This window comes from Patulibacter brassicae (assembly GCF_033949425.1).
Classification (GTDB): Bacteria; Actinomycetota; Thermoleophilia; order Solirubrobacterales; family Solirubrobacteraceae; genus Patulibacter; species Patulibacter brassicae.
The window spans coordinates 1,031,558-1,058,554 of sequence record NZ_JAXAVX010000001.1; the positions used below are offsets into that span (position 1 = coordinate 1,031,558).

General features: G+C 77.8%; 28 protein-coding genes. 8 read left to right on the plus strand and 20 right to left on the minus strand.

Annotated elements, in window-relative coordinates:
• Positions 1-9: 9 nt before the first annotated feature.
• From SK069_RS04720 to SK069_RS04800, 17 genes are all read right to left on the minus strand, one after another.
• Complete coding sequence (locus SK069_RS04720; protein WP_319953029.1) at positions 10-756, minus strand: hypothetical protein; 747 nt, start codon at positions 754-756, stop codon at positions 10-12.
• Between the two features lie 35 nt (positions 757-791).
• On the minus strand, positions 792-1,676 hold the full coding sequence (locus SK069_RS04725; protein WP_319953030.1) for an alpha/beta fold hydrolase: 885 nt from the start codon (positions 1,674-1,676) through the stop codon (positions 792-794).
• Positions 1,677-1,707: 31 nt separating this feature from the next.
• A complete protein-coding gene (locus tag SK069_RS04730; RefSeq protein ID WP_319953031.1) occupies positions 1,708-2,124 on the minus strand; it encodes an HIT family protein in 417 nt (138 codons plus the stop codon).
• Positions 2,125-2,180: 56 nt separating this feature from the next.
• Positions 2,181-3,497: a tRNA nucleotidyltransferase/poly(A) polymerase family protein gene (locus tag SK069_RS04735; RefSeq protein ID WP_319953032.1), complete on the minus strand. Its 1,317-nt coding sequence runs from the start codon at positions 3,495-3,497 to the stop codon at positions 2,181-2,183.
• Positions 3,494-4,624 (minus strand): alanine racemase, encoded by a 1,131-nt coding sequence (alr, locus tag SK069_RS04740; RefSeq protein WP_319953033.1) that lies wholly within the window; start codon positions 4,622-4,624, stop codon positions 3,494-3,496. The genes SK069_RS04735 and alr overlap by 4 nt, the downstream gene beginning before the upstream one ends.
• A gap of 10 nt (positions 4,625-4,634) precedes the next feature.
• A complete protein-coding gene (locus tag SK069_RS04745; protein ID WP_319953034.1) occupies positions 4,635-6,212 on the minus strand; it encodes an NAD(P)H-hydrate dehydratase in 1,578 nt (525 codons plus the stop codon).
• 63 nt (positions 6,213-6,275) lie between these two features.
• On the minus strand, positions 6,276-7,625 hold the full coding sequence (gene glmM, locus SK069_RS04750; RefSeq protein WP_319953035.1) for a phosphoglucosamine mutase: 1,350 nt from the start codon (positions 7,623-7,625) through the stop codon (positions 6,276-6,278).
• 59 nt (positions 7,626-7,684) lie between these two features.
• Positions 7,685-8,437 (minus strand): 30S ribosomal protein S9, encoded by a 753-nt coding sequence (rpsI, locus tag SK069_RS20215; RefSeq protein ID WP_406628227.1) that lies wholly within the window; start codon positions 8,435-8,437, stop codon positions 7,685-7,687.
• Entirely contained in the window at positions 8,437-8,871 is a 435-nt protein-coding gene (gene rplM / locus SK069_RS04760; RefSeq protein WP_406628228.1) for a 50S ribosomal protein L13, read from the minus strand. The genes rpsI and rplM overlap by 1 nt, the downstream gene beginning before the upstream one ends.
• 68 nt (positions 8,872-8,939) lie before the next feature.
• Positions 8,940-9,458, minus strand: coding sequence for a hypothetical protein (locus tag SK069_RS04765; protein WP_319953036.1), 519 nt, complete (start codon positions 9,456-9,458; stop codon positions 8,940-8,942).
• Positions 9,459-9,483: 25 nt separating this feature from the next.
• A complete protein-coding gene (gene guaA / locus SK069_RS04770) occupies positions 9,484-11,136 on the minus strand; it encodes a glutamine-hydrolyzing GMP synthase (RefSeq protein ID WP_319953037.1) in 1,653 nt (550 codons plus the stop codon).
• A 127-nt stretch (positions 11,137-11,263) separates the two neighbouring features.
• Positions 11,264-12,394: a GuaB3 family IMP dehydrogenase-related protein gene (locus SK069_RS04775; protein WP_319953038.1), complete on the minus strand. Its 1,131-nt coding sequence runs from the start codon at positions 12,392-12,394 to the stop codon at positions 11,264-11,266.
• A gap of 58 nt (positions 12,395-12,452) precedes the next feature.
• Complete coding sequence (locus SK069_RS04780; protein WP_319953039.1) at positions 12,453-13,427, minus strand: 1-phosphofructokinase family hexose kinase; 975 nt, start codon at positions 13,425-13,427, stop codon at positions 12,453-12,455.
• 52 nt (positions 13,428-13,479) lie between these two features.
• Positions 13,480-14,712 carry a D-alanyl-D-alanine carboxypeptidase family protein gene (locus SK069_RS04785; RefSeq protein ID WP_319953040.1) on the minus strand — a complete coding sequence of 411 codons (1,233 nt, stop codon included), beginning with the start codon at positions 14,710-14,712 and terminating at the stop codon, positions 13,480-13,482.
• 68 nt (positions 14,713-14,780) lie between these two features.
• A complete protein-coding gene (locus SK069_RS04790) occupies positions 14,781-15,083 on the minus strand; it encodes a LysM peptidoglycan-binding domain-containing protein (RefSeq protein WP_319953041.1) in 303 nt (100 codons plus the stop codon).
• 87 nt (positions 15,084-15,170) lie between these two features.
• On the minus strand, positions 15,171-16,136 hold the full coding sequence (pyrF, locus tag SK069_RS04795; RefSeq protein WP_319953042.1) for an orotidine-5'-phosphate decarboxylase: 966 nt from the start codon (positions 16,134-16,136) through the stop codon (positions 15,171-15,173).
• A gap of 37 nt (positions 16,137-16,173) precedes the next feature.
• Positions 16,174-16,449 carry an HU family DNA-binding protein gene (locus tag SK069_RS04800; protein ID WP_319953043.1) on the minus strand — a complete coding sequence of 92 codons (276 nt, stop codon included), beginning with the start codon at positions 16,447-16,449 and terminating at the stop codon, positions 16,174-16,176.
• 217 nt (positions 16,450-16,666) lie between these two features.
• On the opposite strand from SK069_RS04800, the gene SK069_RS04805 reads away from it, so the two are divergent.
• Positions 16,667-16,816 (plus strand): hypothetical protein, encoded by a 150-nt coding sequence (locus SK069_RS04805; RefSeq protein ID WP_319953044.1) that lies wholly within the window; start codon positions 16,667-16,669, stop codon positions 16,814-16,816.
• 40 nt (positions 16,817-16,856) lie between these two features.
• Here SK069_RS04805 and rdgB read toward each other — a convergent pair whose 3' ends face one another.
• Together rdgB and SK069_RS04815 are read right to left on the minus strand one after the other, a co-directional pair.
• Positions 16,857-17,447, minus strand: a complete 591-nt coding sequence (gene rdgB, locus SK069_RS04810; protein ID WP_319953045.1) for an RdgB/HAM1 family non-canonical purine NTP pyrophosphatase — start codon at positions 17,445-17,447, stop codon at positions 16,857-16,859.
• Between the two features lie 93 nt (positions 17,448-17,540).
• Positions 17,541-17,816: a hypothetical protein gene (locus SK069_RS04815; protein WP_319953046.1), complete on the minus strand. Its 276-nt coding sequence runs from the start codon at positions 17,814-17,816 to the stop codon at positions 17,541-17,543.
• An 80-nt stretch (positions 17,817-17,896) separates the two neighbouring features.
• On the opposite strand from SK069_RS04815, the gene SK069_RS04820 reads away from it, so the two are divergent.
• The 3 genes from SK069_RS04820 to SK069_RS04830 all read left to right on the plus strand — a co-directional run bounded on the left by SK069_RS04820 (position 17,897) and on the right by SK069_RS04830 (position 20,207).
• Positions 17,897-18,838 carry a glycosyltransferase gene (locus SK069_RS04820; RefSeq protein WP_319953047.1) on the plus strand — a complete coding sequence of 314 codons (942 nt, stop codon included), beginning with the start codon at positions 17,897-17,899 and terminating at the stop codon, positions 18,836-18,838.
• Positions 18,839-18,993: 155 nt separating this feature from the next.
• Complete coding sequence (locus tag SK069_RS04825; RefSeq protein WP_319953048.1) at positions 18,994-19,836, plus strand: zinc ribbon domain-containing protein; 843 nt, start codon at positions 18,994-18,996, stop codon at positions 19,834-19,836.
• Positions 19,833-20,207: a hypothetical protein gene (locus SK069_RS04830; RefSeq protein WP_319953049.1), complete on the plus strand. Its 375-nt coding sequence runs from the start codon at positions 19,833-19,835 to the stop codon at positions 20,205-20,207. The genes SK069_RS04825 and SK069_RS04830 overlap by 4 nt, the downstream gene beginning before the upstream one ends.
• A 13-nt stretch (positions 20,208-20,220) precedes the next feature.
• Here SK069_RS04830 and SK069_RS04835 read toward each other — a convergent pair whose 3' ends face one another.
• Positions 20,221-21,234, minus strand: a complete 1,014-nt coding sequence (locus tag SK069_RS04835) for a histone deacetylase family protein (protein WP_319953050.1) — start codon at positions 21,232-21,234, stop codon at positions 20,221-20,223.
• A 53-nt stretch (positions 21,235-21,287) separates the two neighbouring features.
• Here SK069_RS04835 and SK069_RS04840 point away from each other — a divergent pair, with 53 nt between their 5' ends.
• The 4 genes from SK069_RS04840 (at position 21,288) to SK069_RS04855 (ending at position 26,995) form a co-directional block, all read left to right on the plus strand.
• The gene (locus SK069_RS04840; RefSeq protein WP_319953051.1) at positions 21,288-22,751 is read left to right on the plus strand and encodes an L-aspartate oxidase; all 1,464 of its coding nucleotides are present in this window, start codon (positions 21,288-21,290) and stop codon (positions 22,749-22,751) included.
• A gap of 258 nt (positions 22,752-23,009) precedes the next feature.
• Positions 23,010-23,450: a hypothetical protein gene (locus SK069_RS04845; RefSeq protein ID WP_319953052.1), complete on the plus strand. Its 441-nt coding sequence runs from the start codon at positions 23,010-23,012 to the stop codon at positions 23,448-23,450.
• Positions 23,451-23,525: 75 nt separating this feature from the next.
• Positions 23,526-25,472: a hydantoinase/oxoprolinase family protein gene (locus SK069_RS04850; protein WP_319953053.1), complete on the plus strand. Its 1,947-nt coding sequence runs from the start codon at positions 23,526-23,528 to the stop codon at positions 25,470-25,472.
• Complete coding sequence (locus SK069_RS04855; protein ID WP_319953054.1) at positions 25,469-26,995, plus strand: hydantoinase B/oxoprolinase family protein; 1,527 nt, start codon at positions 25,469-25,471, stop codon at positions 26,993-26,995. Before SK069_RS04850 ends, SK069_RS04855 begins: the two co-directional genes overlap by 4 nt.
• Positions 26,996-26,997 lie beyond the last annotated feature (2 nt).

Genomic DNA, 26,997 nt, shown 5'->3' on the forward strand with positions numbered 1-26,997 from the left:
GGAGCGCCCCTAGCGCAGCGTGACGCCCGCGGCGCGCACGCGGGAGGAGGCGCCGCGGCTGGAGGACGAGCTGCGGCGCGTCGGCGTCGGGACGAACGTCGCGCTGTAGGCCATGCGCTCGCTCTTGTACAGGCAGTTGAAGGTGCCCGACTTCCCCGCCGCGAGCGTCGTGTTCACGTAGTAGTCCTGCTTGCGCTCCTCCGTCGAGCCGCCGCAGCGACCCTTCGGGCGGCTCGCGCGCCACGACGTGCTGTTGTCGTAGCCCTGGACGAGGACCGGCGCCCAGGACGGGACGCTCAGGCCCAGGACGTCGCCCTTGCGGACCGCCAGCGAGGTCGGCAGGGCGAACGTCACGGCGCCGCCGAAGTACGGGTCGAGCGTCTTCGCCGTCGTCGCGGCGACGACGGTCGCGTTGACGCTCTTGCCGCGGCGCAGCACGACGAGCTGCGCCTTCGCCCGCCCGAGCTGCTTGTTCAGCGCGGTGACGTCCGCCGCGGCGGGGGCGCCGAGCGTGACGGTCCAGGCGACGATCCGGCCGTTGGCCGGCACGTTGTAGAAGCTCTTGTTGCCGGTGACCGAGGTCGGGATGCCCGTGGTGCGGGTGACGACCGAGCAGGACTCGGGGCACCGCGGGGCCTTGCCGTCGTTGAGCTCCCCGACCTCCTTGACGGAGGTCGCCGCGCCCGCGACGGCTGGCAGCACCGCGGAGGCGGCCACGGCGGCTCCGAGGGTGGCGATGAGACGACGACTGCTCATGGTGGTGGGAAACCCTCCAGGGGGATGAAGTTGCGTCACCGCGGCCGGCCCGGACGAGCGTCCGAGCGGACGGGCCGGGCGGGGGGCGCGGCCCCGTCGGCGGCCTCGGCCCCGGACAGGTGCCGCACGACGGCACGGGCGACGTCCTCCTCGGCGTCGGTGAGGAGGAGGTGCCCGGCACCCTCGATCATCCCCCATCGGCTGCCCGGGATCCCGGCTGCAAGCGCGCGCCCGTGGCGCACGTCGATCAGCGCGTCCGCGCTGCCGTGCAGGACGGTCACCGGCCGGTCGCCGAGCTCGCGGAGCCGCCGGCGCACGTCATGGCGGGCCGCGACGGCCAGCTGCGCCGCCGCGGTGGCTGCCGGGGTCGCGTCCTGGCGACGGTGGCGCATGTCCTCGGCGATCCGCTCCGGATGCTCGGCGATCGTCCGCGGCCCGTAGAGCGTCGGGACGAGCCGCTGGACCGTCGCGGCGTGGCCGAGGACCGGCCGGGCGGCGCCGAGGACCGCCGAGCGCCACGGGAGGCCGAGCAGCGTGCCCCGCCCGATCGCCGTCGTGGCGGTCAGGACGAGCGAGGCGACGCGGTCCGGCGCGGCGAGGGCGACCTGCTGGGCGAGCATCCCCCCGAGCGAGGTGCCGACGACGTGGGCCCGCGGGACGCGCGCGGCGTCCAGCACCGCGAGGACGTCCGCGACCATGCCGCCCATGCTCAGGGGCCCGCGCAGCCGGTCCGAGCGGCCGGTGCCCAGGCCGTCGGGCACGAGCAGCCGGTGCTCCGCCACGAGGTGCGGCTCGAGGCGCCACCAGAGGCGCCCCGACCCGCCGAGGCCCATGAGGAGCAGGACGGGAGCCGCGTCGCCGAGCGCCGCGCCGACGTCGCGGTAGTACAGCCGGTGGCCGGCGCGGACCGCGGCGGGCATCGCGAGGGTGCGGGTCCGCTCGCCGGGCGGCTCAGCCGGTCAGGCGGGCGTGCACGGCGGCGATCGCGTCGGGATCGCCCGGCGTCGGGATCCAGGGCAGGCGCATGCCGTCGTCCTCGTAGCGCGGGATGACGTGCAGGTGCAGGTGGAAGACGGTCTGCCAGGCGCGGGCGCCGCAGTTGTTCAGGAGGTTGACGCCGATCGCATCGAGCTGGTCGAGCGCGCGGCGCGCCACCCGCTGGCCCGTCGCGGCGACCGCCGCCAGGTCCTCGGGCGAGGCGGTCGTGACGTCCGCGGTGTGGGCCCGCGGGATCACGACGGCGTGCCCGGGAGTCGCCGGGCTGATGTCGAGGAACGCGATCGTCCGCTCGTCCTCCTCGATCACCCGCGCGGGGAGCTCCCCGGCGACGATCTTGCAGAACACGCAGTCGGGATCGTGGTCGGCCATGCCGGGACCTTAGCCGGGCGCCGCCGGCGACCGGCGGCGTCCGGGGCGGAGCCGACTCAGCCGGCGCCCTCGCGCAGCGCGCGCGCGAGGGCCAGCGCCGCCTCCGCGTCGGCGACCTCGCCGTCGTCGGCGCGCCACGTCAGCTCCTCGAGCAGCAGCCCCAGCAGCGGCCCGGGCGGGAGACCGAGCGCCTCCGCGAGTCGCCCGCCGTCGACCGGCGGGCGGGGCGGGTGCTCGCCCCACCGCAGGGCGCGCCCGAGGAGGTCGAGCTGCGGGTCGCACGCCGGGGAGGTCGCGTCCCCGGCGGCCGCCGCGAGCAGCACGCCCTCGGGCGCCACGTCGCCGAGCGCGAGCAGCGCACGACGGCGAGCGCGTCCCGCGGCCGGAGGTCCGGCGAGCGCCACCGGCCCGCGCGACGGGGGCCGCGCCAGGCGCGCCAGCGCGGCGGCGTCGAGCGTGCGCGAGGCCGCCGCGAGGCGGCCGACGCGGTCCCGCAGGCGCTGGCTCGGCCGCCACGGCGCGAGCGCCGCGTCCGGGTCCGCGGCGTGGCGCAGGAGCACGCCCAGCGCGACGGCGAGGCGCCGGTCCGGGTCGGCGAGCCGGGCGGCGAGCGCGACGCGCGCATCGGGCGCGACGTGCCGCAGGGCCTCGCCGTCGAGGACCGCGGCGAGCAGGTCGGTCGTCCCGCCGGCCAGGGCGCCGTCGTCGTCCGCGGCGTCCGGCAGGAGCGCCGCGAGCGCGCCGGACCGCGCGGCGACGTCGAGGCCGCGCGTGCGGCGCTCCGGCTCGGCGGCGACGAGGATCCGCGCCAGCTCGGGCAGCAGCCGCTCGCCCGGCACGCCGGACAGCCCCGGGGCGGCCGCGCGGGCGGCGGCGAGGGCGGACGGCTCCACCTCGGCGCCGAGCTGCGCCGCGAAGCGCGCGAGCCGCAGGACGCGGACGGGATCGGCGGCGAGCGCGTCGGGGCCGACGAGGCGCAGGCGACCCGCGGCGAGGTCCGCCGCCCCGCCGTGCGGATCGACGAGCGGCCCCCCGGCGAGCGGTCGCGCGATCGCGTTGACGGTCAGGTCGCGGCGCGCGAGGTCCGCCGCGAGGTCCGCGCCCTGCAGCGGGGTCAGGTCGACCTGCCAGGCCGGGGCGCTCCCCGGACCGGTCGCCCGCCAGGCGCCGAACGCGTCCGAGAGGGCGAACGCGTGCCCGCCGGCGGCGCGCGCGATCGCCCGCGCACCGCGACGCGCGGCGTCGGCGTCCGGGACCGCGAGGTCCAGGTCGTCGCTGCGCCGCCCCTGCAGCTCGTCGCGGACCGCCCCGCCGACGACCCACGCGTCCTCCCCCGCGAGCGCCGAGCGGACGAGCTCGAGGAGCGCGCTCACGCCGGGTCCGGATCGAGCGGCCGGCCGTCGCGGTGGTGGACCCGCGGGACGCGGGCGCCGATGCCGCAGGTCACCTCGTAGTTGATCGTCCCGAGCCGCCGCGCGACCTCCTCGGCCGACAGCCGCGCGTCGCCGTCGCGTCCGATCAGGCGGACCGGCGCGTCGACGGCGTCCTGGGCGCCGGGCCCGAGGTCGACGCCGAAGCTGTCCATCGAGACCGTGCCGGCCATCGCGACCCGCCGCCCGCCGACGAGGACCTCCCCGCCGCCCGGTGCGAGCGCCCGGCGGACGCCGTCGGCGTAGCCCTGCGGCACGGTCCCGATGGTGGTCGCGGCGTCGGCGACGAACCGCCGCCCGTACCCGACGCTCTCCCCCGCCTCCAGCGGCTTCACCGACACGAGGCGGCTGCGCCACTCGAGCGCCGGCTCCAGGCCGTGATCGGCGGGATCGCCCTGGAACGGGTCGAGGCCGTAGATCGCGACGCCCGGTCGGACGAGGTCGAGGTGGCTGGCGGGCCGCGCGAGGAGCGCGGCGCTGTTCGCGGCGTGCAGGACGATCCCCGGGTGCGCCTCGCGCAGCGGCTCGGCCCACCGGCGGAAGCGGTCCAGCTGCTCGTCGAGGAACCGTCCCCCGGGCTCGTCGGCCGACGCGAAGTGCGTCATCGCGCCCGCGAGGAGGAGCCGCCCGTCGGCCGCGAGCTCCTCGGCGATCCGCGTCGCCTCGGCCGGATCGCGCTGGCCCAGGCGGCCCATCCCGCTGTCGAGCTTCACGTGGACCCGGGCGGGCCGCTCCAGGCGGCGCAGGCGCTCGAGGCCCTCTCGCTCCCAGATCACGACGTCCGCGTCGGCGTCCAGCGCGCGGGGCAGGTCGTCCGCGTCGAGGGGACCGAGCACGAGCAGCCGCGCGCGGATGCCGGCGGCCCGCAGCTCCGCGGCCTCCTCGGCGGTCACCACCGCGAGCCAGCGCGCGCCGCCGGCGAGCGCGGCCCGGGCGGCCGCCACCGCGCCGTGGCCGTAGCCGTCGGCCTTCACGACCGCGCACAGCGCCGCGCCGCCGGTCGTGGCGGCGAGCAGGGCGGCGACGTTGCGCTCGATCGCCGCGACGTTGACGTGGGCGACTCCGCGCACGGGCGCAACGCTACCCACGGGGACGGCCGGCGTGCCGGGCCGCCGCGAGCTCCTCGGCGACGTCCCCCGCGACGACGCCGTCGACGCCGCGTGCCGCCGCGGCGCGCCGACCGGCGAGGAGGTGCAGCCAGACGCCCGCCGCCGCCGCGTGGAAGGGATCGGCGCCCCGGGCCAGCAGCGCGCCGATCGCGCCGGAGAGGACGTCCCCGGTCCCGGCCGTCGCGAGCCCCGGCGCATCCCCCGGGCTGATCGCGACCCGGCCGTCGGGCGCCACGACGAGCGTGTCGTCGCCCTTCAGCACGACGACCGCGTCGCTGCGGCGTGCCGCCTCGCGGGCGTGGGCGAGCCGGTGCGCGCCGACCGCGGCGCCGTCGGCGTCCAGCAGCCGGGCGAGCTCGCCGGCGTGGGGCGTGAGGACCGCCGGGCCGCCGTGGGCGCGCACCGCCTCCGGATCGCCTGCGAGCGCGGCGAGGCCGTCGGCGTCGACGAGCAGCGGCCCGTCGTGGCCGGCCGCCAGCCGCCGGACGAGCGCGTCCCGCTCGGGCCCGCGGCCGAGGCCCGGCCCGACCACGAGCGTGCCGGCGCGCTGTCCCAGCCGCTCCAGCAGCGGCTCGGCGGCGTCGGCGGCGAGGCCGCCGTCCGGGGCGGTCGGCAGGGCGAGGGTCAGCGTCTCCATCGGAGCGCGGGCCGCGACGACGGGCTCGAGCGCGCCGGCCACGGCGAGCGTCGCGTACCCCGCCCCGGCGCGCATCGCGCCGCGTGCGCTGAGGCACGGCGCTCCGGTCATCCCCGGCGCGCCGCCGCAGACGACGACGTGGCCGGAGCGGAACTTCGTGCCCGCGCGATCCCGGCGCGCCAGTCCGTCGAGCACCGCGGGACCGAGCAGGCCGGCGGGCGGGGTGCCGTCCTCGGCGTCCAGCGCGGCGTCGACGCGCGCCGGGATGCCGATGTCGACGACCTCGAGCCGGCCGACGTGGTCCTTGCCGGGCGCGATCCAGAGCCCGCTCGTGGCGCGGTGGAAGGTCACCGTCACCGTCGCCCGGACCGCGTCGCCGGGCACCTCGCCGGTGGTCGCGTCGACGCCGCTCGGCACGTCGCAGGCCACGACCGGGACGCCGCGCCGGGCCGCCGCGCGGAGCGTGCCGATCGCGTCGGCGGCGACGTCCCGCGGCGCGCCGCGAGCGCCGGTGCCGAGGATCGCGTCGACGATCACCGCCGCACCGTCGACCGCGTCGCCCGTCCACGGCGCGACGGGTCCGGGCCAGTCGGCGCGCGCCCGTGCCGCGTCGCCCGCCAGGCGCTCCGGTGCGACCGTCGTCCGCACGTCGACGGCCAGCCCGGCGCGCCGCAGTCGGGTCGCCGCGACGTACCCGTCGCCGCCGTTGTTGCCGGCGCCGCAGACGACGAGCACCCGACCACGGCGCCCGGCGGCGAGCCGCAGCGCCGCGTCCGCGAGCGCGCCGCCGGCGGTGCGCATCAGGGCGTAGCCCTCGATGCCCAGGCGCTCGATCGCCCACGCGTCGGTCGCGCGCATCCGCGCGGCGTCCGGGAGGGGCTCGAGGGTCGGCGGCGCGGGCGCGTCGGACACGCCCCCGATGCTAGCCCGGCCCCGGTCGCCGGGCGGACGCGGCCCGCGCGGCGGCGACGCCCCTCAGCGCCGGCCCGGGACCGCGGCGACCAGCGCGTCGACGACGGCGCGGGCGCGGTCCTCGGTCGGCGCCTCGGCCATCACGCGGACGAGCTGCTCCGTGCCGGAGGCCCGCACGAGCACGCGTCCCTCGCCCTCCAGCGCGGCGTCGGCGGCGGCGACCGCCGCGGCGAGGTCGGCGTCGGCCATCGCCCCGTCGCGGTCGGCGACGGGGACGTTCACCAGCACCTGCGGCAGCCGCCGCATCGCCGCGCGGTCGGCCAGCGCGTCGGACCCGAGCGCCTCGCAGGTCAGGAGCGCCGCGGCCACGCCGTCGCCGGAGGGGACGAAGCCCGTCTCGATGAGGTGCCCGGACTGCTCGCCGCCGAGGTTCCAGCCGCGCTCGTCGAGCGCGGCCATCACGTGCCGGTCGCCGACCGGCGTCGCGACGACCGGGATGCCCGCGTCCCGCATCGCGCCGTGGAACCCGTAGTTCGACATCACCGTGACGGCGACGCCGCCCGCGAGGCGACCGGTGGCCCGCAGGTGCAGCGCCATGAGCGCCAGCAGCTCGTCGCCGTCCCATGCACGCCCGGTGCCGTCGACCGCGAGCACGCGGTCGCCGTCGCCGTCGAAGGCGAAGCCGAGGTCGCAGCCGTGCTCGAGCACCGCGCGGGAGACGGCGTCCGGGTGCGTCGAGCCGGCGCCGGCGTTGATGTTGCGCCCGTCGGGCGCGTCGGCCAGCACGACGACCTCGGCCCCGCGGCGGCGGAACGCCTCGGGCGCCACGCGGAAGGTCGCGCCGTTCGCGCAGTCCAGCGCGATCCGGCGACCCGCCAGGTCGAGGTCGCCGAAGCGCTCGTCCAGCGCGCGCAGGTGATCCTCCGTCGCGCCGAGCAGCGGCGCCACCCGCCCGACGGTCCCCCGCGCCGGCAGCGGGGCGTCGGACGCGACGAGCTCCGCCACGCGGGCCTCGCCGGCGTCCGGGAGCTTGCGCCCGTCCGGCCCGAAGAGCTTGATGCCGTTGTCGGCCCACGGGTTGTGGGACGCCGACACGACGGCGGCGAGATCGAAGCCGAGCCGGTCGACGAGCAGTGCCGCGGCCGGGGTCGGCAGGACGCCGGCGAGGTGGACGTCGGCGCCCGCCGCGGCCGCACCGGCCGCGAGCGCCGCCTCGAGCATCGGGCCCGAGGCGCGCGTGTCGCGGACGACGAGGACCTGGACGGGGCCGCCGGAGCGACCGGTCCGCGGCGCGTCGCCGTCGCCGCCCGGCAGGGCCTCGACGGCACAACGGCCGAGTCGCAGGGCGAGCTCGGCCGTGAGGACCGTTCCGGCCGGTCCACGCACGCCGTCGGTGCCGAAGAGGCGAGCCACGGGAGGCGCGGGGAGCGGCCGGTCGGGGACGTCGATGGGTCGCGGCGCAGCGAGCGCGACTAGCGCTTGCTGAACTGCGGCCGCTTGCGGGCCTTCTTGAGGCCGGCCTTCTTGCGCTCCTTGACGCGCGAGTCGCGCGTGAGGAAGCCGCGCTTCTTCAGCTCGCCGCGGAGGCCGGGCTGCGCGACGATCAGCGCGCGCGAGATGCCGTGGCGCAGGGCGCCGGCCTGCGCGCTCACGCCGCCGCCGTGGATGCGGGCGACGACGTCGAGCTGCGTGTCGTAGCCGACGACCTCGAGGGCCTGGCGGATCGTGCGCTGGAGGGCGTGGCGCGGGAAGTACTCCTCGAGGCCCTTGCCGCCGATCGTGTACTGGCCGGTGCCCGGCGTGAGGATCACGCGGGCGACGGCCGACTTGCGCTTGCCGGTGGCGGTGTAGCGCGCGCCGGCGGTGAGGTCGATCGTGACGTCGGCGATCGGGCCCTCGTCGACGGCGTCGGCGTCGTCGCCGGAACCCTCGCCGTCGGCCTCGGCGTCCGCGTCGGCGTAGTAGCCGAACTCGTCCTGCTGCCGCTCGTCCTGGCCCTCGATGACGAGGTCGACCTCGAGGTCGGCGCCGGGGATCGCGGGCTTCTCGCGGGGGGTCTCGTCGACCTCCTCGTCGGCGGCCTCGGGGGCCTCCTCGCCGGCGGCCTCGGGAGCCTCCTCCGCGGCGGCCTCGGGGGCCGCGGCCTCCGGGGTCTCGGCCTGCGGCTGCTCGGCGGCCGCGTCGGCCTCCGGCGTCGTCTCCTCGGGGTTCACGTCGTCAGCCATCAGGCGTCGATCTCCAGGGGCTGCGGCTTCTGGGCCACGTGCGGATGGTCGGGACCGGCGTAGACCTTGAGCTTCGTGAGCTGCTTCCGGGCGAGGCGGTTCTTGGGCAGCATGCCCTTGACCGCGATGCGGATGATCTCCTCCGGGCGCTTCTCGAGCTGCTCCTCGAACGTGCGCGTCGAGAGGCCGCCCGGGTAGCCGGAGTGCCGGTGGTAGAGCTTGTCGGTCCGCTTGTTGCCCGTGACCGCGATCTTCTCCGCGTTCACCACGATCACGAAGTCGCCGGTGTCGACGTGCGGCGTGTACTCCGGCTTGCGCTTGCCGCGCAGGACCTCGGAGATCTGGGTGGACAGGCGCCCGAGCGTCTGGTTGGTGGCGTCCACCACGTACCAGGCGCGCTCGCGGGTCTCGGAGTTGGCGACGTAGGTCTTCACGGTCTTCTCGCGGTCCAGCGCAGCGCAGGGGCTGCGCGCAGCGGCGAACGATGGTAGCGGAGCGACCCTCAGCGGCGCGGTGCGCCCGCGCCGAGCTCGCGATCCCGCGCCCAGAGCAGGAGGTTCACGGCCCCGAGCACGAGCAGCAGCGTGCCCCAGACCGCCGGTCGGCCGAGCGCGGGGAGCTCCTCGCGACGGGCGAGCACGGCGATCGTCGCCGCCGTCGCCAGCGCGGTGCCGGGCACCCCGACGGCGATCCGGGCGTCGAGCAGCACCACGAGCAGCAGGCCCAGCGCGCCGCCGAACGCCGCGCCCGCGGTGCGCGTGACGTCGAGCCCCGTCCAGCCCTCCTCGGCGCCCAGGACGCCGATCCCGACGCCCGCGAGGACGATCGCGGCGCCCCAGGGGCCGTCGTCGCGTCCGCACGACGCGGCGGCGAGCAGCAGGACCGCCGCCAGCGCGAGCGGCACGCGCTCCAGCGGCAGGCGCTCGGCCGCCGAGAGGGCGAGCACGACGACGCCGCCCGGCAGGTACGTCGCCGCGCGCGGCCCGCGCGCCGGCTCCCGGCGGGCGGCGCGGGGGCTCATCGGCGCTCCGGCCGCCGCCGGCGGGTCACTCCCACTCGATCGTGCCGGGCGGCTTGCTCGTGATGTCGAGCACCACCCGGTTGACCTGGCGCACCTCGCCGACCATCCGGGTCGCCACGCGATCCAGGAGGTCGTACGGGAGCCGCGCCCAGTCGGCGGTCATCGCGTCGTCGGAGGTCACGGCGCGGACGGCCACGACGTAGCCGTACGTGCGCTCGTCGCCCTGGACGCCCACCGAGCGGACGTCGGGCAGGACGCAGAAGCTCTGCCAGAGCTCGCGGTAGAGGCCGGCCGCGCGGATCTCCTCCTGGAGGATCGCGTCGCAGTCGCGCAGGATGTCGAGCTTCTCCTGCGTGACCTCGCCGCCGACGATGCGGATCGCGAGGCCCGGACCGGGGAACGGCTGCCGCCAGACCATCCGCTCCGGCAGGCCGATCTCGGTGCCGACCGCCCGGACCTCGTCCTTGAAGAGCGCGCGGAGCGGCTCGACGAGCTCGAAGGTCAGGTCCTCGGGGAGGCCGCCGACGTTGTGGTGGCTCTTGATCGTCGCGGCGCCGGTGCCCCCGCCCGACTCGATGACGTCCGAGTAGAGCGTGCCCTGGACGAGGAACCGGGCGCCCTCCGCGGACACGTCGCCCGAGGTGTGGACCTCGGTGCCCTCGGGCGCGTCGTCGTCGGAGACCGCGCCGGCGAGCTTCGCCGCCTCCTCCTCGAAGATCCGGATGAACTCGGCGCCGATCGCCTTGCGCTTCGCCTCGGGCTCGACCGTGCCCGCGAGGCGCTCGAGGAAGCGCTCGCGCGCGTCGACGACGACCAGCGGCACCTCGAACTGCTCGCCGAAGGTCTTCTCGACCTGCTCGGTCTCGTTCTTGCGCATGAGGCCGTGGTCGACGTAGACGCAGGTCAGCTGGTCGCCGACGGCCCGGTGGACGAGGAGCGCCGCGACGGAGCTGTCGACGCCGCCGGAGAGCGCGCAGATGACCTTGCCGTCGCCGACCTGCTCGCGGATGAGCCGGATCTGCTCCTCGGCGATGTTCGCCGCCGACCAGTCCATCGCGCAGCCGCAGACGTCGCGCAGGAAGGTCTCGAGCGTCTGCTGCCCGTAGGGGGTGTGGACGACCTCGGGGTGGTACTGGATGCCGAAGAGCCCGCGCTCGACGTCCTCGAAGGCGGCGACCGGCGAGGAGGTCGAGCTCGCCAGCGCGGTGGCGCCGGCCGGCGGCGTGTAGACCGTGTCGCGGTGGCTCATCCAGGCCGGCTGATCGTCCGGCTGCCCGCGCAGGAGCGTGCCGTGCTCCTGGACGGTCAGCTGGGAGCGGCCGTACTCGCCGACCTCGGCGGACTCGACGCGCCCGCCGAGCTCGCGGGCGAGGAGCTGCATGCCGTAGCAGATGCCCAGCACCGGGACCCCGAGCTCGAGCAGCTGCGCGTCCAGCGGCGGCGCGTCGTCGGCGTAGACCGAGGCCGGCCCGCCGGAGAGGATCACGCCCTTCGGCTTGCGCCGCGCGACCTCGGCCGCGCCGACGTGGTGCGGCAGCAGCTCGCTGAACACCCCGCATTCGCGCACGCGGCGCGCGATGAGCTGGCTGTACTGGCCGCCGAAGTCCAGGACGACGACCTCGTCGACGTCGGCACGCGTCGACAGCGGGGTCTCGGGAGCGGGTGCGGAGTCGGTCACGGAGCGTCGGGGTCGTCGAGGGAGCGCGTCGGGCGCCGGAGCGGACCCGACAGGATCGCACCTCCGGCCGCCGGGGACGTCCTGCGCCCTCGGGACGCCCTCCGCGCGCGGGTCCGCGCCGCCCCGATCAGCCCGTGACGGCGATCTGGGCGCGGTTGAACTCGGCGAGGTCCAGCGAGCCGCAGGTGGCCATCGAGCGGCGGAGCGCCCCGACGAGGTTCGTCGTGCCGCTGCCGTCGACCGCCGGGCCGGTGAGGACCTGCTCGAGCGAGCCGATCCGGCCGACCTCGACCCGGTCGCCGCGGGGCAGCGTGGCGTGCGCGGAGCTCGGGGTCCAGTGCCAGCCCCGGCCGGGCGCCTCGGTGGCGCGGGCCAGCGGACCGCCGAGCATCACGGCGTCCGCGCCGCAGGCGATCGCCTTCGCGAGGTCGCCGCCCGAGCGCATGCCCCCGGCCGCGATCACCTGGACGTACTCGCCCGTCTCCAGGACGTGCGTCGACCGCGCGCCGGCGACGTCGGCGATCGCCGACGCCTGCGGCAGCCCGACGCCGAGGACGTCGTGCGCCGTGGATCCCTCGCCGACGCCGACGCCGACGAGGACGCCGGCGGCGCCGGTCCGCATGAGGTGCAGGCCGGTGTGGTAGCTCGAGCACCCGCCGACGACGACCGGGATCGGCACCTCGGCGATGAACTGCTTGAGGTTCAGGACCTCGCCCTCCGCGCTGCCGCCCTCGGCGCTCGGCTTCGCGACGTGCTCGGCGGAGACGACGGTGCCGCGGATCGCCAGGACGTCGAGACCGGCGTCGAGCGCGGTCTCGTAGTGCCGCCGGACCCGCTGGGGCGTGAGCGCCCCGCCGACGACGACGCCCGGCTCCGAGGAGATCTCCTGGATCCGGTCGCGGATGAGCTCCGGCACGACGGGCGCGGCGTGGAGCTCGCGCAGGCGCGCCAGCGCCTCGGACCGGTCGAGGTCCGCGAGCGCCGCGAGCTGCTCGTCGGCGTCCTCGTGCCGGGTCCAGAGGCCCTCGAGGTCGAGGATCGCCAGGCCGCCGAGGCGTCCGACCTGCTTCGCCGTGTCGGGCGAGACGACCGCGTCCATCGGCGAGGCGACGAGCGGCAGCGCGAAGCGGTACGGCCCGAGCTTCCAGGAGACGTCGACCTCGTCGGGGTTGCGGGTGCGCCGCGACGGCACGATCGCGATCTCGTCGAAGCCGTAGGCGCGGCGGGCCTTCTTGCCCCGGCCGATCTCGATCTCCATGGCGGGAAGGATCGCGCAGCGCGGGGATCGGCGCCGTCCGGGGTCCGCGCGGCGGCGATCAGTCGTCGGGGCGGGCGAGCGCCTCGATCTCGACCTCGTGCTGCAGCCGCTCGACCTGGCGGGGGTCGACGAGACCCGCGCCGAGGCGCTGCGTGGCGTCCGCGCCGCAGGCCACCGCGAAGCGCAGTGCGTCCTCGTCCGGCCGGCCCTCGTAGCGCGCGGCGATGTAGCCGGCGAGGAACGCGTCGCCCGAGCCGATCCGGGCGACCGTCTCGCGCGGGTCGATCCGGGCCCGCAGGATCCGCGTGGCGTCCGCGGTCGCGGTCCCGAGCCCGCCCCCGCCCGCGTCGCTGCGGACACCGGCGACGCAGCCGTCCGGGAGCGTCACGAGGGCCTCGCGCAGGCCGAGGTCGAGCAGCTCGCCGACCGCCAGTGCCCGGTCCTCGTCGCCGGCGAACTCGTGGCCGATGACCTCCTCGGCCTCCAGCTGGTTCGGCGCGACGCCGTCGACCTCGGCGCGCAGCACGTGGCGCAGCGGCTCGCCGTCGGTGTCGGCGTAGACCCGGACCCCCACCTTGTGCAGGTCGCGAACGAGGTCGGCGTAGACCGTGTCGGGCACGTCGCGCGGGAGCGATCCGGCGAGGACCACGATGTCGGCGCCCCGGGCGAGGTACAGGAGCTTGTCCCGGAAGAGCTCGAGCTCGCCGGGCGCGACCGCGGGTCCTCGCTCGTTGAGCTCGGTCTGGACCCCGTTGGTCGGGTCGAAGACGGCGGTGTTCGTCCGCGACTCCTCGGCGATCCGCACGAAGTCGTTGAGGATCGAGTCGCGCGTGAGCTGCTCGACGATCCGGGTGCCCGTGGCGCCGCCCGCGAAGCCCGTCGCGATCACGGGCTGGCCGAGCGTCTTCAGCGTGCGCGCGACGTTCACGCCCTTGCCGCCGGCGAGGGTCGTCTGCTCGACCGCGCGGTGGCGATGCCCGAGCCGGACGTTGGGGACGACGAGCGACCGGTCGATCGCCGCGTTGAGCGTCACCGTGATGATCATGAGCGGCGGGCGGCTCGCGGGGACGGGGCCGGCGACGAGGTCACGAGCCCAGCCCCTCGCCGGTCGCCGGGGTCGCCGCGGGCGAGGCGGGGGGCCGCTGCCGGCGCACGGCGACCGCCAGCGCCAGCGCGCAGAGGATCGCCAGGAGCAGCACGAGCTTCACCCAGGTCTTCGCGAGCTGGTCGTCGGCGCGCTGCCAGACCGTCGCCTGGGCCACCGAGCGCTGCGTCACGGCCGGGACGCGCGCGACGACGCGGCCGCGCTGCAGCACCTCCACCGTGCCGAGGCGGCTGCCGGCCGGCAGCGGTCCCTCGACGTCCGCGGGCGTCCCGACGACGCGGGTCGTGAGCCGCTCGTCGCGCCGGGTGATCCGCCGCACGGTCGAGGCGGCGACGAGCGCCACCTCCTCGTCGCGGTAGCGCAGCGGCAGCCGGGCGACGACGGTCCGCGCCGCCAGGCCCGTGCTCACGCGGTAGCGACCGAGGGCGTAGCGCAGCAGCGCGAGGCTGTCGGCGTCGCGGGCGGCCTCCGACGACGTGCCGAGCACGACCGTCACCACCGAGATCCCCCGACGGCGCCCGGAGGCGACGAGCGCGTACCCGGCGCGGGTGGTGTGCCCCGTCTTCACGCCGTCGACCCACGGCACGTCGCGCACGAGCGCGTTGCGGTTGACGACCGTGATCGGCGGGGTCGCCGACGCCAGCCGATCCGACGGCCGGTTCACGATCCGGCGGAACTCGGGATAGCGCCGCAGCAGGAGCGCGAGCTTCACGAGGTCGGCGGCGCTGGCGCGGTGGCGCCGGCCGTCGAGGCCGATCGGGTTCTCGAACTCCGCGGTCAGGCCGAGCTCCCGCGAGCGGGCGTTCATCCGGCGCACGAACGCCGGGACGCTGCCCGAGACGGCCCGGGCGATCGCCACCGCGGCGTCGTTGCCCGACGGCAGCATGAGCGCCGAGAGCAGGTCGCGGAGCGTCATCCGGTCGCCCGGGTGCAGTCCGGCGACCGACTCGACCGCGGCCCCCGCGTACGGGCGGATCGTGACGCGCCGCTCGAGGTTCCCCGACTCGAACGCCAGCAGCGCGGTCATGAGCTTCGTCGTCGACGCGATCGCCCGCGGCTGCTCGCCGCGGCGGTCGAAGACGACGTCCCCGGTGCTCGTCTCCACCGCGATCGCGGCCGGCGCCGAGATCCGCGGAGGATCGTCGGCGGCGGCCGCCGGCGAGACCGCGGGACCGGTCAGCGCGGCGACGGCGAGCGCCACGACGACCGGCATCGACCGACGCGGTCGCGGGCGGGCGGATCGCAGGGGGACGGCGGGCACCACGGGTCGGGAGGCGCCGCTCAGCGGCGCAGCCGCAGGCGCTGACCCGCCTGCAGGACCTGGGGATCGATCTCGGGGTTGAGCTCGGTCAGCCGCTCGACGCTCACGCCGAACCGGCTCGCGATCGCCGCGAGGCTGTCCCCCGCGCGGACGCGGTAGAACGCGCGGCGTGGCTCGGCCGCCGTCGTCGACGTGCGGGTCGCCGCGCTCGGCGCGGTCGGCTCCTCCTCGTCCCCGCCCGCGCTGACCACGAGCAGCACCGCGACGATCGCGGCCAGGAGCGCGCCCGGGGCCAGGAAGCGGAAGGGGCTGCGCGGAGGCATCCCGCGCAGGATATTGCCCCGTGGCGTCCCGACGCCACGGCGCATCGACGCCTCCCGGCGACGGCGCGGGCGTGCGGAGCGACGCGGTCATCCCGCGACGGCGGCGATCGCCGCGCGCAGCGACTCCGCCGCGCGACGAGCCGCCTCGGCGGGGTCCTCCCCCGGGGCGGCCGCGCCGACGATCGACCGCGAGACGGTCACGAGCCCGGCCCCGGGGCCGGCGGCGAAGGCGGCGGCGAGGTCCTCGACCCGGCCGCCCTGGGCGCCGACGCCCGGGAGCAGCAGGGGCGCGCGGGGCAGGAGCTCGCGCAGCCGCTCGAGGTGGTCGGGGGCCGTGGCGCCGACGACCGCCCCGATGGGATCCAGGGCCGGGCGCTCCGGGCCGAGCGGCCCGGCGGCGCGCGCCGCGTCGGTGCCGATCGACGCGACGAGCTCGGCCGTGCGCTCCCAGAGGGAGCGCCCGTCGCCGAGCGGCCGCTCCTGCAGGTCGCCGGCGCCGGGGTTCGACGTGCGGACGAGGACGAAGACGCCGCGGCCGTTGGCGGCGGCGACGTCGGCGAACGGCTGGATGCTGTCGCGGCCCATGTAGGGCGCGACCGTGACGGCGTCGGCGCCGAGGCCCTCGACGGGACCCCACGGGGTGGGCGTCGAGCCGAGCGCCGCGGCGGCGTACGAGGCCGCGGAGACGTCGATGTCGCCGCGCTTGGCGTCGAGCAGGACGATCAGGCCGAGGTCCCGAGCGTGGGCGGCGACGCGGGCGAGGGCGGCGACGCCCGGAGCGCCGAGCCGCTCGAAGCTCGCGCTCTGGAGCTTCACGCCGACGCAGGCCGGGGCCACGGCGTCGAGCACGCGCCGGGCGTGGTCGGCGACCGCGTGGGCGGCGGCGTCGGCCGGCGAGGCGGCGGAGGGCGGGGTCGCCCCCGGCCAGAGGGCCGACGGGTCGGGATCGAGCCCGACGAGCAGCGCGCTCTCGCGCGCGCGGACGGCCGCTGCCAGCCGCGCACCCCAGGGGTGCGCGGCGGGGTCGGCGGCCGGGGCGGGGACGCCCGTCACGGCACCCGGACGGGTCGCGGGCCCCGCACCGATCCGATCAGGCGACGGACTTCTTCAGCGCCGCGCCGGCGGTGAACTTCGGCAGCTTCTTCGCCGGGATGTCGATCTGCTTGCCGGTGGCCGGGTTGATGCCCTTGCGCGCGCTGCGCTCGGAGACCGAGAACTTCCCGAAGCCGGAGAAGGTCACGTCGCTGCCGCGCGAGAGCGACTCGCTGATCGTGTCGAGCACCGCGTCGACGGCGGCCTGCGCGTCCTTCTTGCCGAGCCCCGCCTTCGCGGCGACGAGATCGACGAACTCTGCCTTGGTGGTCACTTCCGCTCCTCCTGTGGGGGGTGCCGTGGTCATCGCGACGCTATCAACGGATCGAGACGATCCGTCGTCCGTCCCAGCGCGGGCGTCTCCGCGAAGGGCACGTCACCACGCGCCCTGACGGGCACGTCGCCGCCCACCCGGTCGGGCGAGCAGCCGGCGGCAGTCTGCCCGGCGGACAGGACGGAACGCCGGGCGCGGGTCGGCGGGGACTGCTTGGATGTCCGCCATGACCCTCGAGCGGATCGCCTGGTCGGCCGTCGTGGCGGCCTGCCTCGTGACGGCGCTGCTGCTCGTCGTGGCCGGCTACCTCGGCTACGCCGGCGTGACCGTCGCGGTCGGCCTCTCGGCCGCGATCAACCTGCGCTGAGCGGGATCCCGGATGGTGCGCCCGCCCCGGCGGGCGGCCCTCAGCCGCGGGTCCGCAGCCAGGCCAGCAGGAGCTCCGCCGCCCGCCCCCGGTGGGAGATCGCCGCCTTCTCGGCGGGGGTGAGCTCGGCCATCGTGCGGCCCGCGGGATCGTCGTCGGCGAGGAACACCGGGTCGTAGCCGAAGCCGCCGGAGCCGCGCGGCTCCGGGGCCATCCGCCCGCGACAGCGACCCTCGAACACGTGCTCGGCGCCGTCGGCCGGATCGACGACCGCGATCGCGCACACGTAGGCCAGCCCGCTGCCGGCCGGCACCGCGCCGCGGAGCTTCGCGAGGTTCGCGCCGTCGTCGGCCTCCTCCCCGGCGTAGCGCGCCGACCGCACCCCGGGCGCCCCGTCCAGCGCGTCGGCGCAGAGGCCGGAGTCGTCGCCGAACGCCAGGCGACCGGTCGCCGCGGCGGCGGCCCGGGCCTTCCCGAGCGCGTTCTCGGCGAAGGTCTCCCCCGTCTCCGGCGGCAGGACCACCGCGTCGGGCAGGGGGTCCACGCCCCAGGGCCCGAGCATCGCGGCGAACTCCTGCGCCTTGTGGGCGTTGCGGGTGGCGAGGACGAGGCGCGGCGAGGTCGGCGGCATGCGGGGAGGGCGGGGTCGCGGGGACGGGGCCCGGACGATCGCACGTCCCGCGGCAGGGTCCGCGGAACGCCGCGACGCCGGGCCCGGGCGACGTCACTGCTTGCCGGCGCCGTCGATCGCCCCCTTGATCTTCTTCGCGATCGCGGTCGCGATGTCGCTGCCCATGGTCTTGCCGGCCGCGGTCACGACCCCGGCCATGAGGGCGGCGACGAGCATCGCCAGCGCGACGTACTCGACGGTGCCCTGGCCGCCCTCGTCCCGCAGCCGCCGGAGGCGGTCGGGGAGGCGCAGCGCGAGGCCGTGGGCGTGGGCGGCGATCGCGACGGCGGGCGTGGCGCGACGGCGGACGGTGGGGACGGCGGGGGTCATCGGGGTGCTCCTGTTCGGGGGGCGGTCGTGGGACGACCCGATGGTGCGACGGAGCCCTCCGACGACTCCACCCCCGCTCCGTGCAGAATCCGCACCGGATGCGCGTCCTCGTCGTGTCGAACATGGCCCCCGATGCCGAGCACCCCGAGCGCGGGGGGTTCGTGCGCGACCAGGTCGCCGCGCTGCGTCGCATCGACGGCCTGGACGTCGCGCTGGACGAGGTGCCGCCCGGCGCGTACGCGGCCGCGGCCCGCGGGCTGCGGGCCCGCCACCGTGGCCGGCGCTACGACGTCGTCCACGCGCACTTCGGCCTCACCGCCGTCCCGGCGCTCGCCGTCCGGGGCCGGCTGCGCGGCGTGACGCTCCACGGCCGCGACCTGCGGAACCCGCGCAGCCGCGCCGTCACGCTGGCGGTGCTGCCCACGCAGCGGCTCGTCGGCCTCGCCGCCGAGGACCTCGGCTCGCTGCTGCCGGCGTGGGCCCGACCCCGGGCACGGGCGCTGCCCGTCGGCCTCGCGCTGGAGCGGTTCGGCCCGATGCCCCGTCCCGAGGCCCGGCAGCGGCTCGGGCTGCCGCCGGACGAGCGCTTCCTCCTCTTCCCCTACGGTCCCGACCGCCGCATCAAGCGCGTCGAGCGGGCCCGCGAGCTCGCCGACGCGGTCGGCCTTCCGCTGCGCACCCTCGGCGGGGAACCGCCGGAGCGCATGCGCTGGTGGCTGAACGCCGCCACGGCCGTGCTCGTGCCCAGCGATCACGAGGGGTTCGGCCTCGCCGCCGTGGAGGCGCTGGCCTGCGACGTGCCGGTGCTCGCGCAGCCCACCGGGGCCCACGCCGAGACCGTGGGGCGCGTCCCCGGCTGCCTCTGCGCGCCGTGGGACCTCCAGCGCTGGCGGGCGGCGCTCGAGCCTCACCTCGCGGTCCCGGACCCGCGCGTGGACGGCGCGCCGGTGGCGGCGCACCACGGCACCGACCGCTACGCCGCCGACCTCGTCGCGGCGTGGCACTCGCTGGCCGGGGACTGAGCCGCCCCGCCCGGGCGCGACCGCGGCCCGTGCCGCCGCCGTGGCCCGCGCACGGGGCGCGCGGGGCGCGGAACGCCCGGAACGGGCGCCCGCCGGACGATCTACACTGGCCCACCGGACGCCGGCTCGCCCCGAGCGGGCGCCGGCCCCCCACCATGAGCAGCCTGTTCGACCGCATCCGACAGCGCCGCGAGGAGCCCGACGGCGGCGCCTCCGCCGAGCCGCCCGCGGCGACGGGGGCCTCCCCGGACGCGTCCGCGCAGCCGCCCTCGGCGGGGGACGCCGGGGCGCCGGCCGGCGCGGAGGTCGATCCGCCGACCGCGGTGCACCGGCGCGACGACGGGGAGGAGCCGACCGCGGTCCACCGCACCGAGCGGCCCCGCGCGCCGTGGGAGAGCGCCGAGATCTCCGAGGACCGCCAGGAGCGGATCTCCGAGGTGACGCCGGCCCCCGCCCCGCCCGCCGCGGACGCGGCCCCGGCCCCGACCCCGTCGCCGGCGGCCGCCGAGCCGCCGCGGCCCGTCGCGCCGCCGGCCGAGCCACCGCCGGCCCCCGTCGTCCCGGCGCGGCCCGGCGTCCGCGACCGCGGCCGGATGCGGCGGCGCCTGCGGTACCTGCGGCGGGTGCGCGAGCTCGGCTACCGCGACCTCGGCGGCCTCGTCTTCGAGCTGCGCCGCGCGAACCAGCGCAACGAGGTCCTCGTCTCGGCCAAGCACGACGCGCTGGCGCGGATCGACGACGAGCTGCGCGCTCTCGAGCACGCGCTGCAGGACTTCCAGCCGATCGAGGAGCTCTACGAGCCCGGGGTCTCCGTCTGCCTGCGCTGCGGCGCCCTGCACGGGAGCGACGCGCGGTTCTGCCCGCAGTGCGGCGTGGCGGTCGGCCCGGCCGCGGCCCATCCGGGCCCGGGCGCCCCGGGCGGTGGGCCGGCGACCGCGGCCGCCGGCAGCGTCCCGCCGAGCGCGACGCCCGCCGACGCGCCCCCGTCCTCGGCATGAGCGGCCGTCCGCCCACCCCGATCGTCTGCCCGCGCTGCGGCTCGACCGTCGCCGCGGACCAGGCCTGGTGCCTCACCTGCGGGGCCCCGGCGCGCACGCGGATGCGCCCGACCCCGAACTGGCGGATCCCGATCGCCGTGATCGCCGCGATCGTCGTCGCCGTCGGCGGCGGCACCGTCGGCGCCTTCGTCGCGCTCACCACCGAGGACGACGCGCCCGCCGCGCCCGTCCCGCCGGCGGCGGTGACGCCCCCGCCCGATCCGGCCGCGCAGGCGCCCGCCCCGGCGACGCCGCAGCCGACGGTCGCCGCGCCGCCGACCGCGACGGGCACCACCCCGGCGCCCCCGGCCGGCGCCCCGGCCACGCCCTGACGCGCCTCCCGCGTCAGGGGCGCAGCGGCGGATGGCGCTCGATCCAGCCCTCGGCCGCCTCGAGGATCGGCGTCGGGACGACGGCCGGCGCCGGCGGCACCGGCCCCGACCAGGTCTCGAGGGTGCGGCGCAGCGAGCGGGCCAGCGCTGCGACGTCGTAGCCGCCCTCCAGCACGAGCCCGAGCGGCACGCCCAGCTCGTCGGCGAGCCGGTGGACGCTGCCGGCCATCGTCGCGAAGCCCTCGTCGGTCACGAGGCAGCTCGCCAGCGGATCGTCGCGGTGGGCGTCGTAGCCGGCGGACACGAGCAGGAGCCCCGGGTCGTAGGCCCGGGCGACCGGCAGGACCACCCGCTCGACGAGCCCCGTCCACTCCGGGTCGCCGCTGCCGGCCGGCAGCGGCAGGTTGAGCGTGAAGCCCGCCCCCGGTCCGTGGCCGCGGTCGGCGGGGCGACCCGTGCCCGGGTAGAGCGGATGCTCGTGGAGCGAGCAGAACAGCACCTGGTCCGTGCCCGCGAAGATCTCCTCGGTCCCGTTGCCGTGGTGGACGTCCCAGTCGAGGACGAGGACCCGTCCGACGCCGTGCGCGTCGCGCGCGTGCCGGGCCGCGACGGCGACGTTGTTCAGGAGGCAGAAGCCCATCGGCACGGCGGTCTCGCAGTGGTGCCCCGGCGGTCGGTGCACCGCCGCCCCGCGCGTCGCGGCGCCGGAGAGCAGGGCGTCGACCATCGCGACCGCGCCGCCGGCGGCGTGGCGCGCCGCGTCCCAGGACCCGCGCGAGAGGCGCGTGTCGCCGTCGATCGGCCCGCCGCCCGCCTCGGCGAGCGCGCGGATCCGCTCGACGTGGGCGGCGGGATGCACCGCCCGGAGCTGCGCGTCGGTCGCCGCCGGGGACTCGCGAGGCGTGAAGCCCGCCCAGTCGCAGGCCTCCAGCTCGCGCTCGATGGCCGTGATCCGCGCGGGCTGCTCCGGGTGCGGGCCCATGTCGTGCTCGAGCGACGACGGGTGACGGAAGAGCACGCAGGTCACGCCGGATACGGTACCCCGCATGTCCGTCGCCCCGACCGCGCCAGAGCCCGCCGGTGCCGGCCCCGCAGGCCGCTGAGCCGCCCGCCGACGTCCTCGTCGTCGGCGCCGGGGCGGCCGGGCTCTACGCGGCGCTGCGGGCGGCGCGCGACGGCGCTCGGGTGACGATCGTCAGCGCCACCCCGCTGGCGCAGACGGCCTCCTACTGGGCGCAGGGCGGCGTGGCCGCCGCGCTGGCCCTGGACGACGACCCCGGGCAGCACCTCGCCGACACCGAGCGCGCCGGCCGGGGGCTCGTGCGCCGCTCGGCGGCGGAGGTCGTGTGCCGCGAGGCGCCGGACGCGGTGCGCGACCTGGAGTCGCTCGGCGTCGTCTTCGACGCGGACCGCCACGGACGGCTGGCGCTCGGGCTCGAGGGCGGGCACACCCGCCGCCGCGTCGTGCACGCCGGAGGCAGCGCCACGGGCCGGCGGCTCGTGCGCCAGCTCTCGGCGCGTCTCGTGGCCCACCGCCACGTCACGGTCCTCGAGCGGACCCGGGTGACCGCGCTCTGGACGAGCGACGGGCGGGTCGTGGGGGCGGTCACCGACGACGGCCGGGCGCTCGCGGCCCGCGCCACGGTGCTCGCCTGCGGCGGGTCGGCCGCGCTCTGGTCGCGGACGACGAACCCGCCCGGCTCCGTCGGGATCGGCGTCCAGCTCGCCGCGGCGGCCGGCGCGGAGCTCGCCGACCTCGAGTTCGTCCAGTTCCACCCGACGGCGGTCGCCGGGGTCCCCGGCAAGAACGGGTTCCTCGTCACGGAGGCGATCCGGGGCGAGGGCGCGACGCTCCACGACGCGCGAGGCGAGCGGTTCGTCGACGAGCTCGCCCCCCGCGACGAGGTCGCCGCGGCGGTCTGGACCACGATGCGGGCCGACGGGCGCGACCACGTCGACCTCGACATGCGCAGCGTCGACGCGGCGGCGTTCCCGAACGTCGTCCGCGCGCTGCGCGACGCCGGCCTGGACCCGATGCGCGAGCTCGTCCCGGTCGGACCGGCGTGCCACTACACGATGGGCGGCGTCGTCTGCGACCTGCACGGCGCGACCGCGGTCCCCGGGCTGCTCGTCATCGGGGAGACCTCCTGCACGGGCCTCCACGGCGCCAATCGCCTCGCGTCGAACTCGCTGGCGGAGTGCATCGTCTTCGGGGGCCGCGCCGCGCGCGCCGCCGCCGACCTGCCGCCGCTGCCGTCCCGCGTCGACGCGCCCCCCGAGGAGCCGACGGTCGCGCGGCCGTCGCGCGCGACGCAGCGCGCGCTGTGGGAGCGGGCCGGCATCGAGCGGTCCGCCGACGGGCTGACGGCCCTGCTCGACGACCCGCATCCCCTCGCCCGGGCGATCGGGGCCAGCGCGCTCGCCCGCGCGGAGTCCCGCGGGGCGCACCGGCGCCTGGACCATCCCGAGCAGGACCCGGCGATGGACCACGTCCACCTCGTCGCGACCCCCGGGGCGACGCCGCGACCCGAGCGCTGGAGCTGAGCCGACCGGCCGGCCCGCGCGACGGTGCGGGCAACCGGCGCGCGATCGGGACGTTCTCGCGAGAATGGCCGCACGGCCCGGAACCGCCCGCGCAGACGCGGGATCCGGGGTCGCGACCCGGCCCTCCGGCCGCGGCGCGCGCGCCTGCTCGGCGCGCCCTTAACGGGAACCGAACATTCAGAACGTTGTACGGGGTGAGCGCGCGACCCGAGATCGACCCGCGCGCTCCTCCCCCGACGCCATGACTGCTCGACGCCCATGTACCACCTGAGCCGAGCCCTCTACCGCGACGTGATCCGCAGCCTGCCCGACCGCGGCCGGCGCGAGAGCCAGGAGCACGTGCTGCGCGCGTGCGAGTCGACGATGGAGCGCCTCGTCACCGATCGGCACTACTTCGCGCATCCCGCGAAGTCGCTGTTCAACGAGATCCGCTTCCTCTTCCCGATGGCCTCCCAGGCGCGCGTCTGGCGGATCGTCCAGCTCTACGTCGGCCGGATCTCGACCGAGCTCGAGCGGCGTCCCGACCTCGGGCACGAGCTGACGGGCACGAAGCCGACCTGCCAGGCCACGACGCGGCGCGGCGCGCCGTGCCAGCGCGATCCGCTGCCGGGGTCCCGCTACTGCCCGTCGCACCAGCACCTCACCGAGACCGAGGAGCTGCTGCGGGACGAGTTCGTCGAGCGCGCGATCGCGGCCTGATCCCGGCGGGCGGCCGCGCCGGGCCCGCGCCGTCGCGCCCCGGAGCACCCGGGGCGCGAACTATCCTCGGCCACGATGACGGCCGTCGCCGACGGCCCGCGCGAGGTCGTGCTCGGCGTCGACGTGGGCGGGACCTTCACCGACGCGGTGCTCCTCGCCGGCGAGCGGCGCTGGACCGCGAAGGCCCCGACGACCCCCGAGGACCAGTCCGCCGGCGTCCTGGCCGCGATCGACGCCGTGCTGGAGGAGTCCGGGCTGCCCGCCTCCGCCGTCACCCGCTTCGCCCACGGGATGACGGTGGCCACGAACGCGCTCCTCGAGGGCCGGCTGGCGCGGACGACCCTCTGCGCGACGGCGGGCTTCGTCGACCTCGTCGAGCTCGGCCGCCAGGACCGCCCCCACCTCTACGACCTCGCCCGTCGCCGGCCGGCCGCGATCGCGCCGCCGGAGCGCCGGATCGCCGTCGCGGAGCGCTGCGGGCCCGACGGCGTCGAGCTGCCGCTGACCGACGAGGAGGCCGCCCGCGTGGCCGACGCCGTCGCCGCGACCGCGCCCGAGGCCGTCGCCGTCGTCCTGCTGCACGCCGACCGCTTCCCCGAGCACGAGCGGCGGCTCGGCGCGGCGCTGCGAGCGCGCCTGGGGCCGGACGTCCACCTCGCCCTCTCGCACGCCGCGGTGGGGACCTTCCGCGAGTACGAGCGCGCCGCGACGACGGAGGTCGACGCCGCGGTCAGCCCGCTCGTGGGTCGCTACCTGCGCCGGCTCGCCGCGGCGTGCCGCGAGCGCGGCCTGCCCGCGCCGACGGTGCTGCAGTCCTCCGGCGGCGTCTGCGCGCTCGAGGAAGCCGCCGGTCGGGGGGCGACGACCGTCCTCTCCGGACCGGCCGGCGGCGCCGCGGCCGCGACGCTCGTCGCGCGCTCGTCGGGCACCGAGGACCTCCTGGGCTGCGACATGGGCGGGACGTCGTGCGACGTCCTGCTCGTCGAGGGCGGGCGCGTCGGGGAGCGCGGCGGGGGCGAGATCGCGGGACGGCCGATCGCGCTCCCGACGATCGACATCCACACCGTCGGCGCCGGCGGCGGCTCGATCGGCTGGGCCGACGACGGCGGCGCGCTGCGCGTCGGCCCGCGATCGGCCGGCGCAGACCCGGGGCCCGCCGCCTACGGCCGTGGGGGCACGGAGCCGACGGTCACCGACGCCCACGTCGTGCTCGGCACCCTGCCCGCCGACCGGCCGCTCTCCGGCGGGGTTCGGCTCGACGCGGACGCGGCGCGCGCGGCGGTCGGCCGCCTGGCCGAGCGGCTGGGGCTCGAGGTCGACGCCTGCGCCCGGGGGATCCTCCGGGTCGCGGACGCCGAGATGGAGCGTGCCCTGCGCGTGGTCACCGTCGAGCGCGGGATCGACCCCCGGCGCTTCGCGCTGCTCGCCTACGGCGGCGCCGGCGGCCTGCACGCCGCCGGGCTCGCGAGCCGGCTCGGGATCTCCCGCGTCCTGGTCCCCCACGCGGGCGGCGTCCTCTCCGCGCTCGGGCTCGCGGCCGCCGACGGTCGCCGCGACCGCGCCCGCACGGTGCTCCTGCGGGGCGACGCGATCACGGACGCGGCGCTGGCGGTCCCGCTCGACGACGACCCCCCGCCCGGTGCGCGGCGCGAGCGCCGGTACGACGTCCGCTACGCGGGACAGGCGTTCGAGCTGACGGTCGGCGACGTCCCACCCCGGGTCGACGCGCTGCGCCGGGCCTTCGACGCCGCGCACCGGGACCGCTACGGCTTCGACGACCCGGACGCGGAGCTCGAGCTCGTGACGATCCGCGAGGCGACGACGACGCCCGGCCCGGGCGCCGGCCTCGGCACCGCGGGCGGCGAGGCGGTCGACGTCGCGGGCCCCTCCGTCCTGCACCTGCCCGGCGCGACCGTCGTCGTCCCGGCCGGCTGGCGGGCGCGCAGCGACGCCGACGGGACGCTCGTGCTCGAGGCGGAGGCCGCGCCCCCGCCGCCGGCCCCGTGGGAGGTCGAGCCGTGAGCACCGACGCGATCGAGCTGCAGCTGCTCGTCGGGGCGCTGCGCGCGGCGTGCGAGGAGATGGGCGCCGTGCTCGTGCGCAGCGCGCACTCGCCGAACATCACGGAGCGTCGCGACTGCTCCACGGCGCTCTTCGACGCGGAGGGTCGGATGGTCGCCCAGGCCGCCCACATCCCGGTCCACCTCGGCGCGATGCCGGCGTCGGTGGCCGCGGTGCGCGACCGGCTCGGCGACGCGCACGGCGACGCCGGCCGCTCGTGGATCCTCAACGATCCCTACGCCGGCGGCTCCCACCTGCCGGACATCACCGTCGTCACGCCGGTCCACGCCGGCGACGCGCTCGTCGGGTTCGCCGCGAGCCGCGCGCACCACGCGGACGTCGGCGGCCGGACGCCCGGCTCGATGCCCGCGGACTCCACGACGCTCGAGGAGGAGGGCGTCGTCATCGCCCCGCAGCCGCTGTCGCCGGAGCTCATCGACGAGCTCGCCGGCCGGATGCGGGCGCCGGCCCAGCGGCGCGCCGACCTCCGGGCCCAGCAGGCGGCCTGCGAGGCCGGCGCGGCACGCCTGGCCGCGCTCGCCGACGCGCACGGGCCCGCGGTGCTCGCCACCCGCCTCGCCGACGTCCTCGCCTACGGGGAGCGACGGATGGCCGCGGCGATCGAGGCGCTCCCGGCGGGCGAGCACGTCGCCCGGGACGCGCTCGAGGGGCGCGAGGGGCCGATCCCCCTGGCGGTCCGGGTCCACGTCGGCGACCTGCGCGTCGTCGTCGACCTCTCCGACGCGCCCGACCAGGGCGCCCACAACCTGAACTGCCCGCGGGCGGTGACGGAGTCCGCCTGCCTCTTCGCGATCCGCGCGGCGGCTTCGAGGCAGGACCCGGACCTGCCCGCCGACGACGGGACGCGGCGGCGCGTCGAGGTCCGCACGCGGCCCGGGTCGCTGCTCGACGCCCGGCCGGCCCCGGACGGCACCCGGCCCGCGGTCGTCGCCGGCAACGTCGAGACGTCCTCCCGCGTGGCCGACCTCGTGCTCGCCGCCCTCGGGCGGGCGCTCGGCCAGGGGACGATGAACAACGTCACCCTCGGCGACGAGGACCGGACGATGTACGAGACGATCTCCGGCGGGCAGGGGGCGCTGCCCGACGCCGACGGTCCCGACGCGGTCCACGTCGCGATGTCGAACACCCGCAACACGCCGGTGGAGGCGCTCGAGACGACGTTCCCGGTCCGCGTCGTGCGCTACGAGGTCCGCCGCGGGAGCGGCGGTGCGGGGACCCACCGGGGTGGGGACGGCGTCGTGCGCGAGCTGCGCGCCACCGCCGACCTCGAGCTGCAGCTGCTCACGGAGCGGCGCGCCGTCGGGCCTCCGGGCGCGGCCGGCGGGTCCGCCGGGGCGCCCGGGCGCAACCTCGTCGACGGCGAGCCGGTGCCGGCGAAGGCCGGTCTGCGCCTGCGAGCCGGGCAGGTCGTCCGGATCGAGACGCCGGGCGGCGGCGGGCACGGCGCTCCGCAGGCGCGCTGAGG

What these genes read in the sequence shown, in the direction of transcription:
- SK069_RS04720 (WP_319953029.1), bottom strand. Translation starts at nt 756, where the DNA reads ATGAGCAGTCGTCGTCTCATCGCCACCCTCGGAGCCGCCGTGGCCGCC.
- SK069_RS04725 (WP_319953030.1), bottom strand. Translation starts at nt 1,676, where the DNA reads ATGCCCGCCGCGGTCCGCGCCGGCCACCGGCTGTACTACCGCGACGTC.
- SK069_RS04730 (WP_319953031.1), bottom strand. Translation starts at nt 2,124, where the DNA reads ATGGCCGACCACGATCCCGACTGCGTGTTCTGCAAGATCGTCGCCGGG.
- rpsI (WP_406628227.1), bottom strand. Translation starts at nt 8,437, where the DNA reads ATGGCTGACGACGTGAACCCCGAGGAGACGACGCCGGAGGCCGACGCG.
- SK069_RS04765 (WP_319953036.1), bottom strand. Translation starts at nt 9,458, where the DNA reads ATGAGCCCCCGCGCCGCCCGCCGGGAGCCGGCGCGCGGGCCGCGCGCG.
- SK069_RS04775 (WP_319953038.1), bottom strand. Translation starts at nt 12,394, where the DNA reads ATGGAGATCGAGATCGGCCGGGGCAAGAAGGCCCGCCGCGCCTACGGC.
- SK069_RS04785 (WP_319953040.1), bottom strand. Translation starts at nt 14,712, where the DNA reads ATGCCGGTCGTCGTGGCGCTCGCCGTCGCCGCGCTGACCGGTCCCGCG.
- SK069_RS04790 (WP_319953041.1), bottom strand. Translation starts at nt 15,083, where the DNA reads ATGCCTCCGCGCAGCCCCTTCCGCTTCCTGGCCCCGGGCGCGCTCCTG.
- SK069_RS04805 (WP_319953044.1), top strand. Translation starts at nt 16,667, where the DNA reads ATGTCCGCCATGACCCTCGAGCGGATCGCCTGGTCGGCCGTCGTGGCG.
- rdgB (WP_319953045.1), bottom strand. Translation starts at nt 17,447, where the DNA reads ATGCCGCCGACCTCGCCGCGCCTCGTCCTCGCCACCCGCAACGCCCAC.
- SK069_RS04815 (WP_319953046.1), bottom strand. Translation starts at nt 17,816, where the DNA reads ATGACCCCCGCCGTCCCCACCGTCCGCCGTCGCGCCACGCCCGCCGTC.
- SK069_RS04825 (WP_319953048.1), top strand. Translation starts at nt 18,994, where the DNA reads ATGAGCAGCCTGTTCGACCGCATCCGACAGCGCCGCGAGGAGCCCGAC.
- SK069_RS04830 (WP_319953049.1), top strand. Translation starts at nt 19,833, where the DNA reads ATGAGCGGCCGTCCGCCCACCCCGATCGTCTGCCCGCGCTGCGGCTCG.
- SK069_RS04845 (WP_319953052.1), top strand. Translation starts at nt 23,010, where the DNA reads ATGTACCACCTGAGCCGAGCCCTCTACCGCGACGTGATCCGCAGCCTG.
- SK069_RS04850 (WP_319953053.1), top strand. Translation starts at nt 23,526, where the DNA reads ATGACGGCCGTCGCCGACGGCCCGCGCGAGGTCGTGCTCGGCGTCGAC.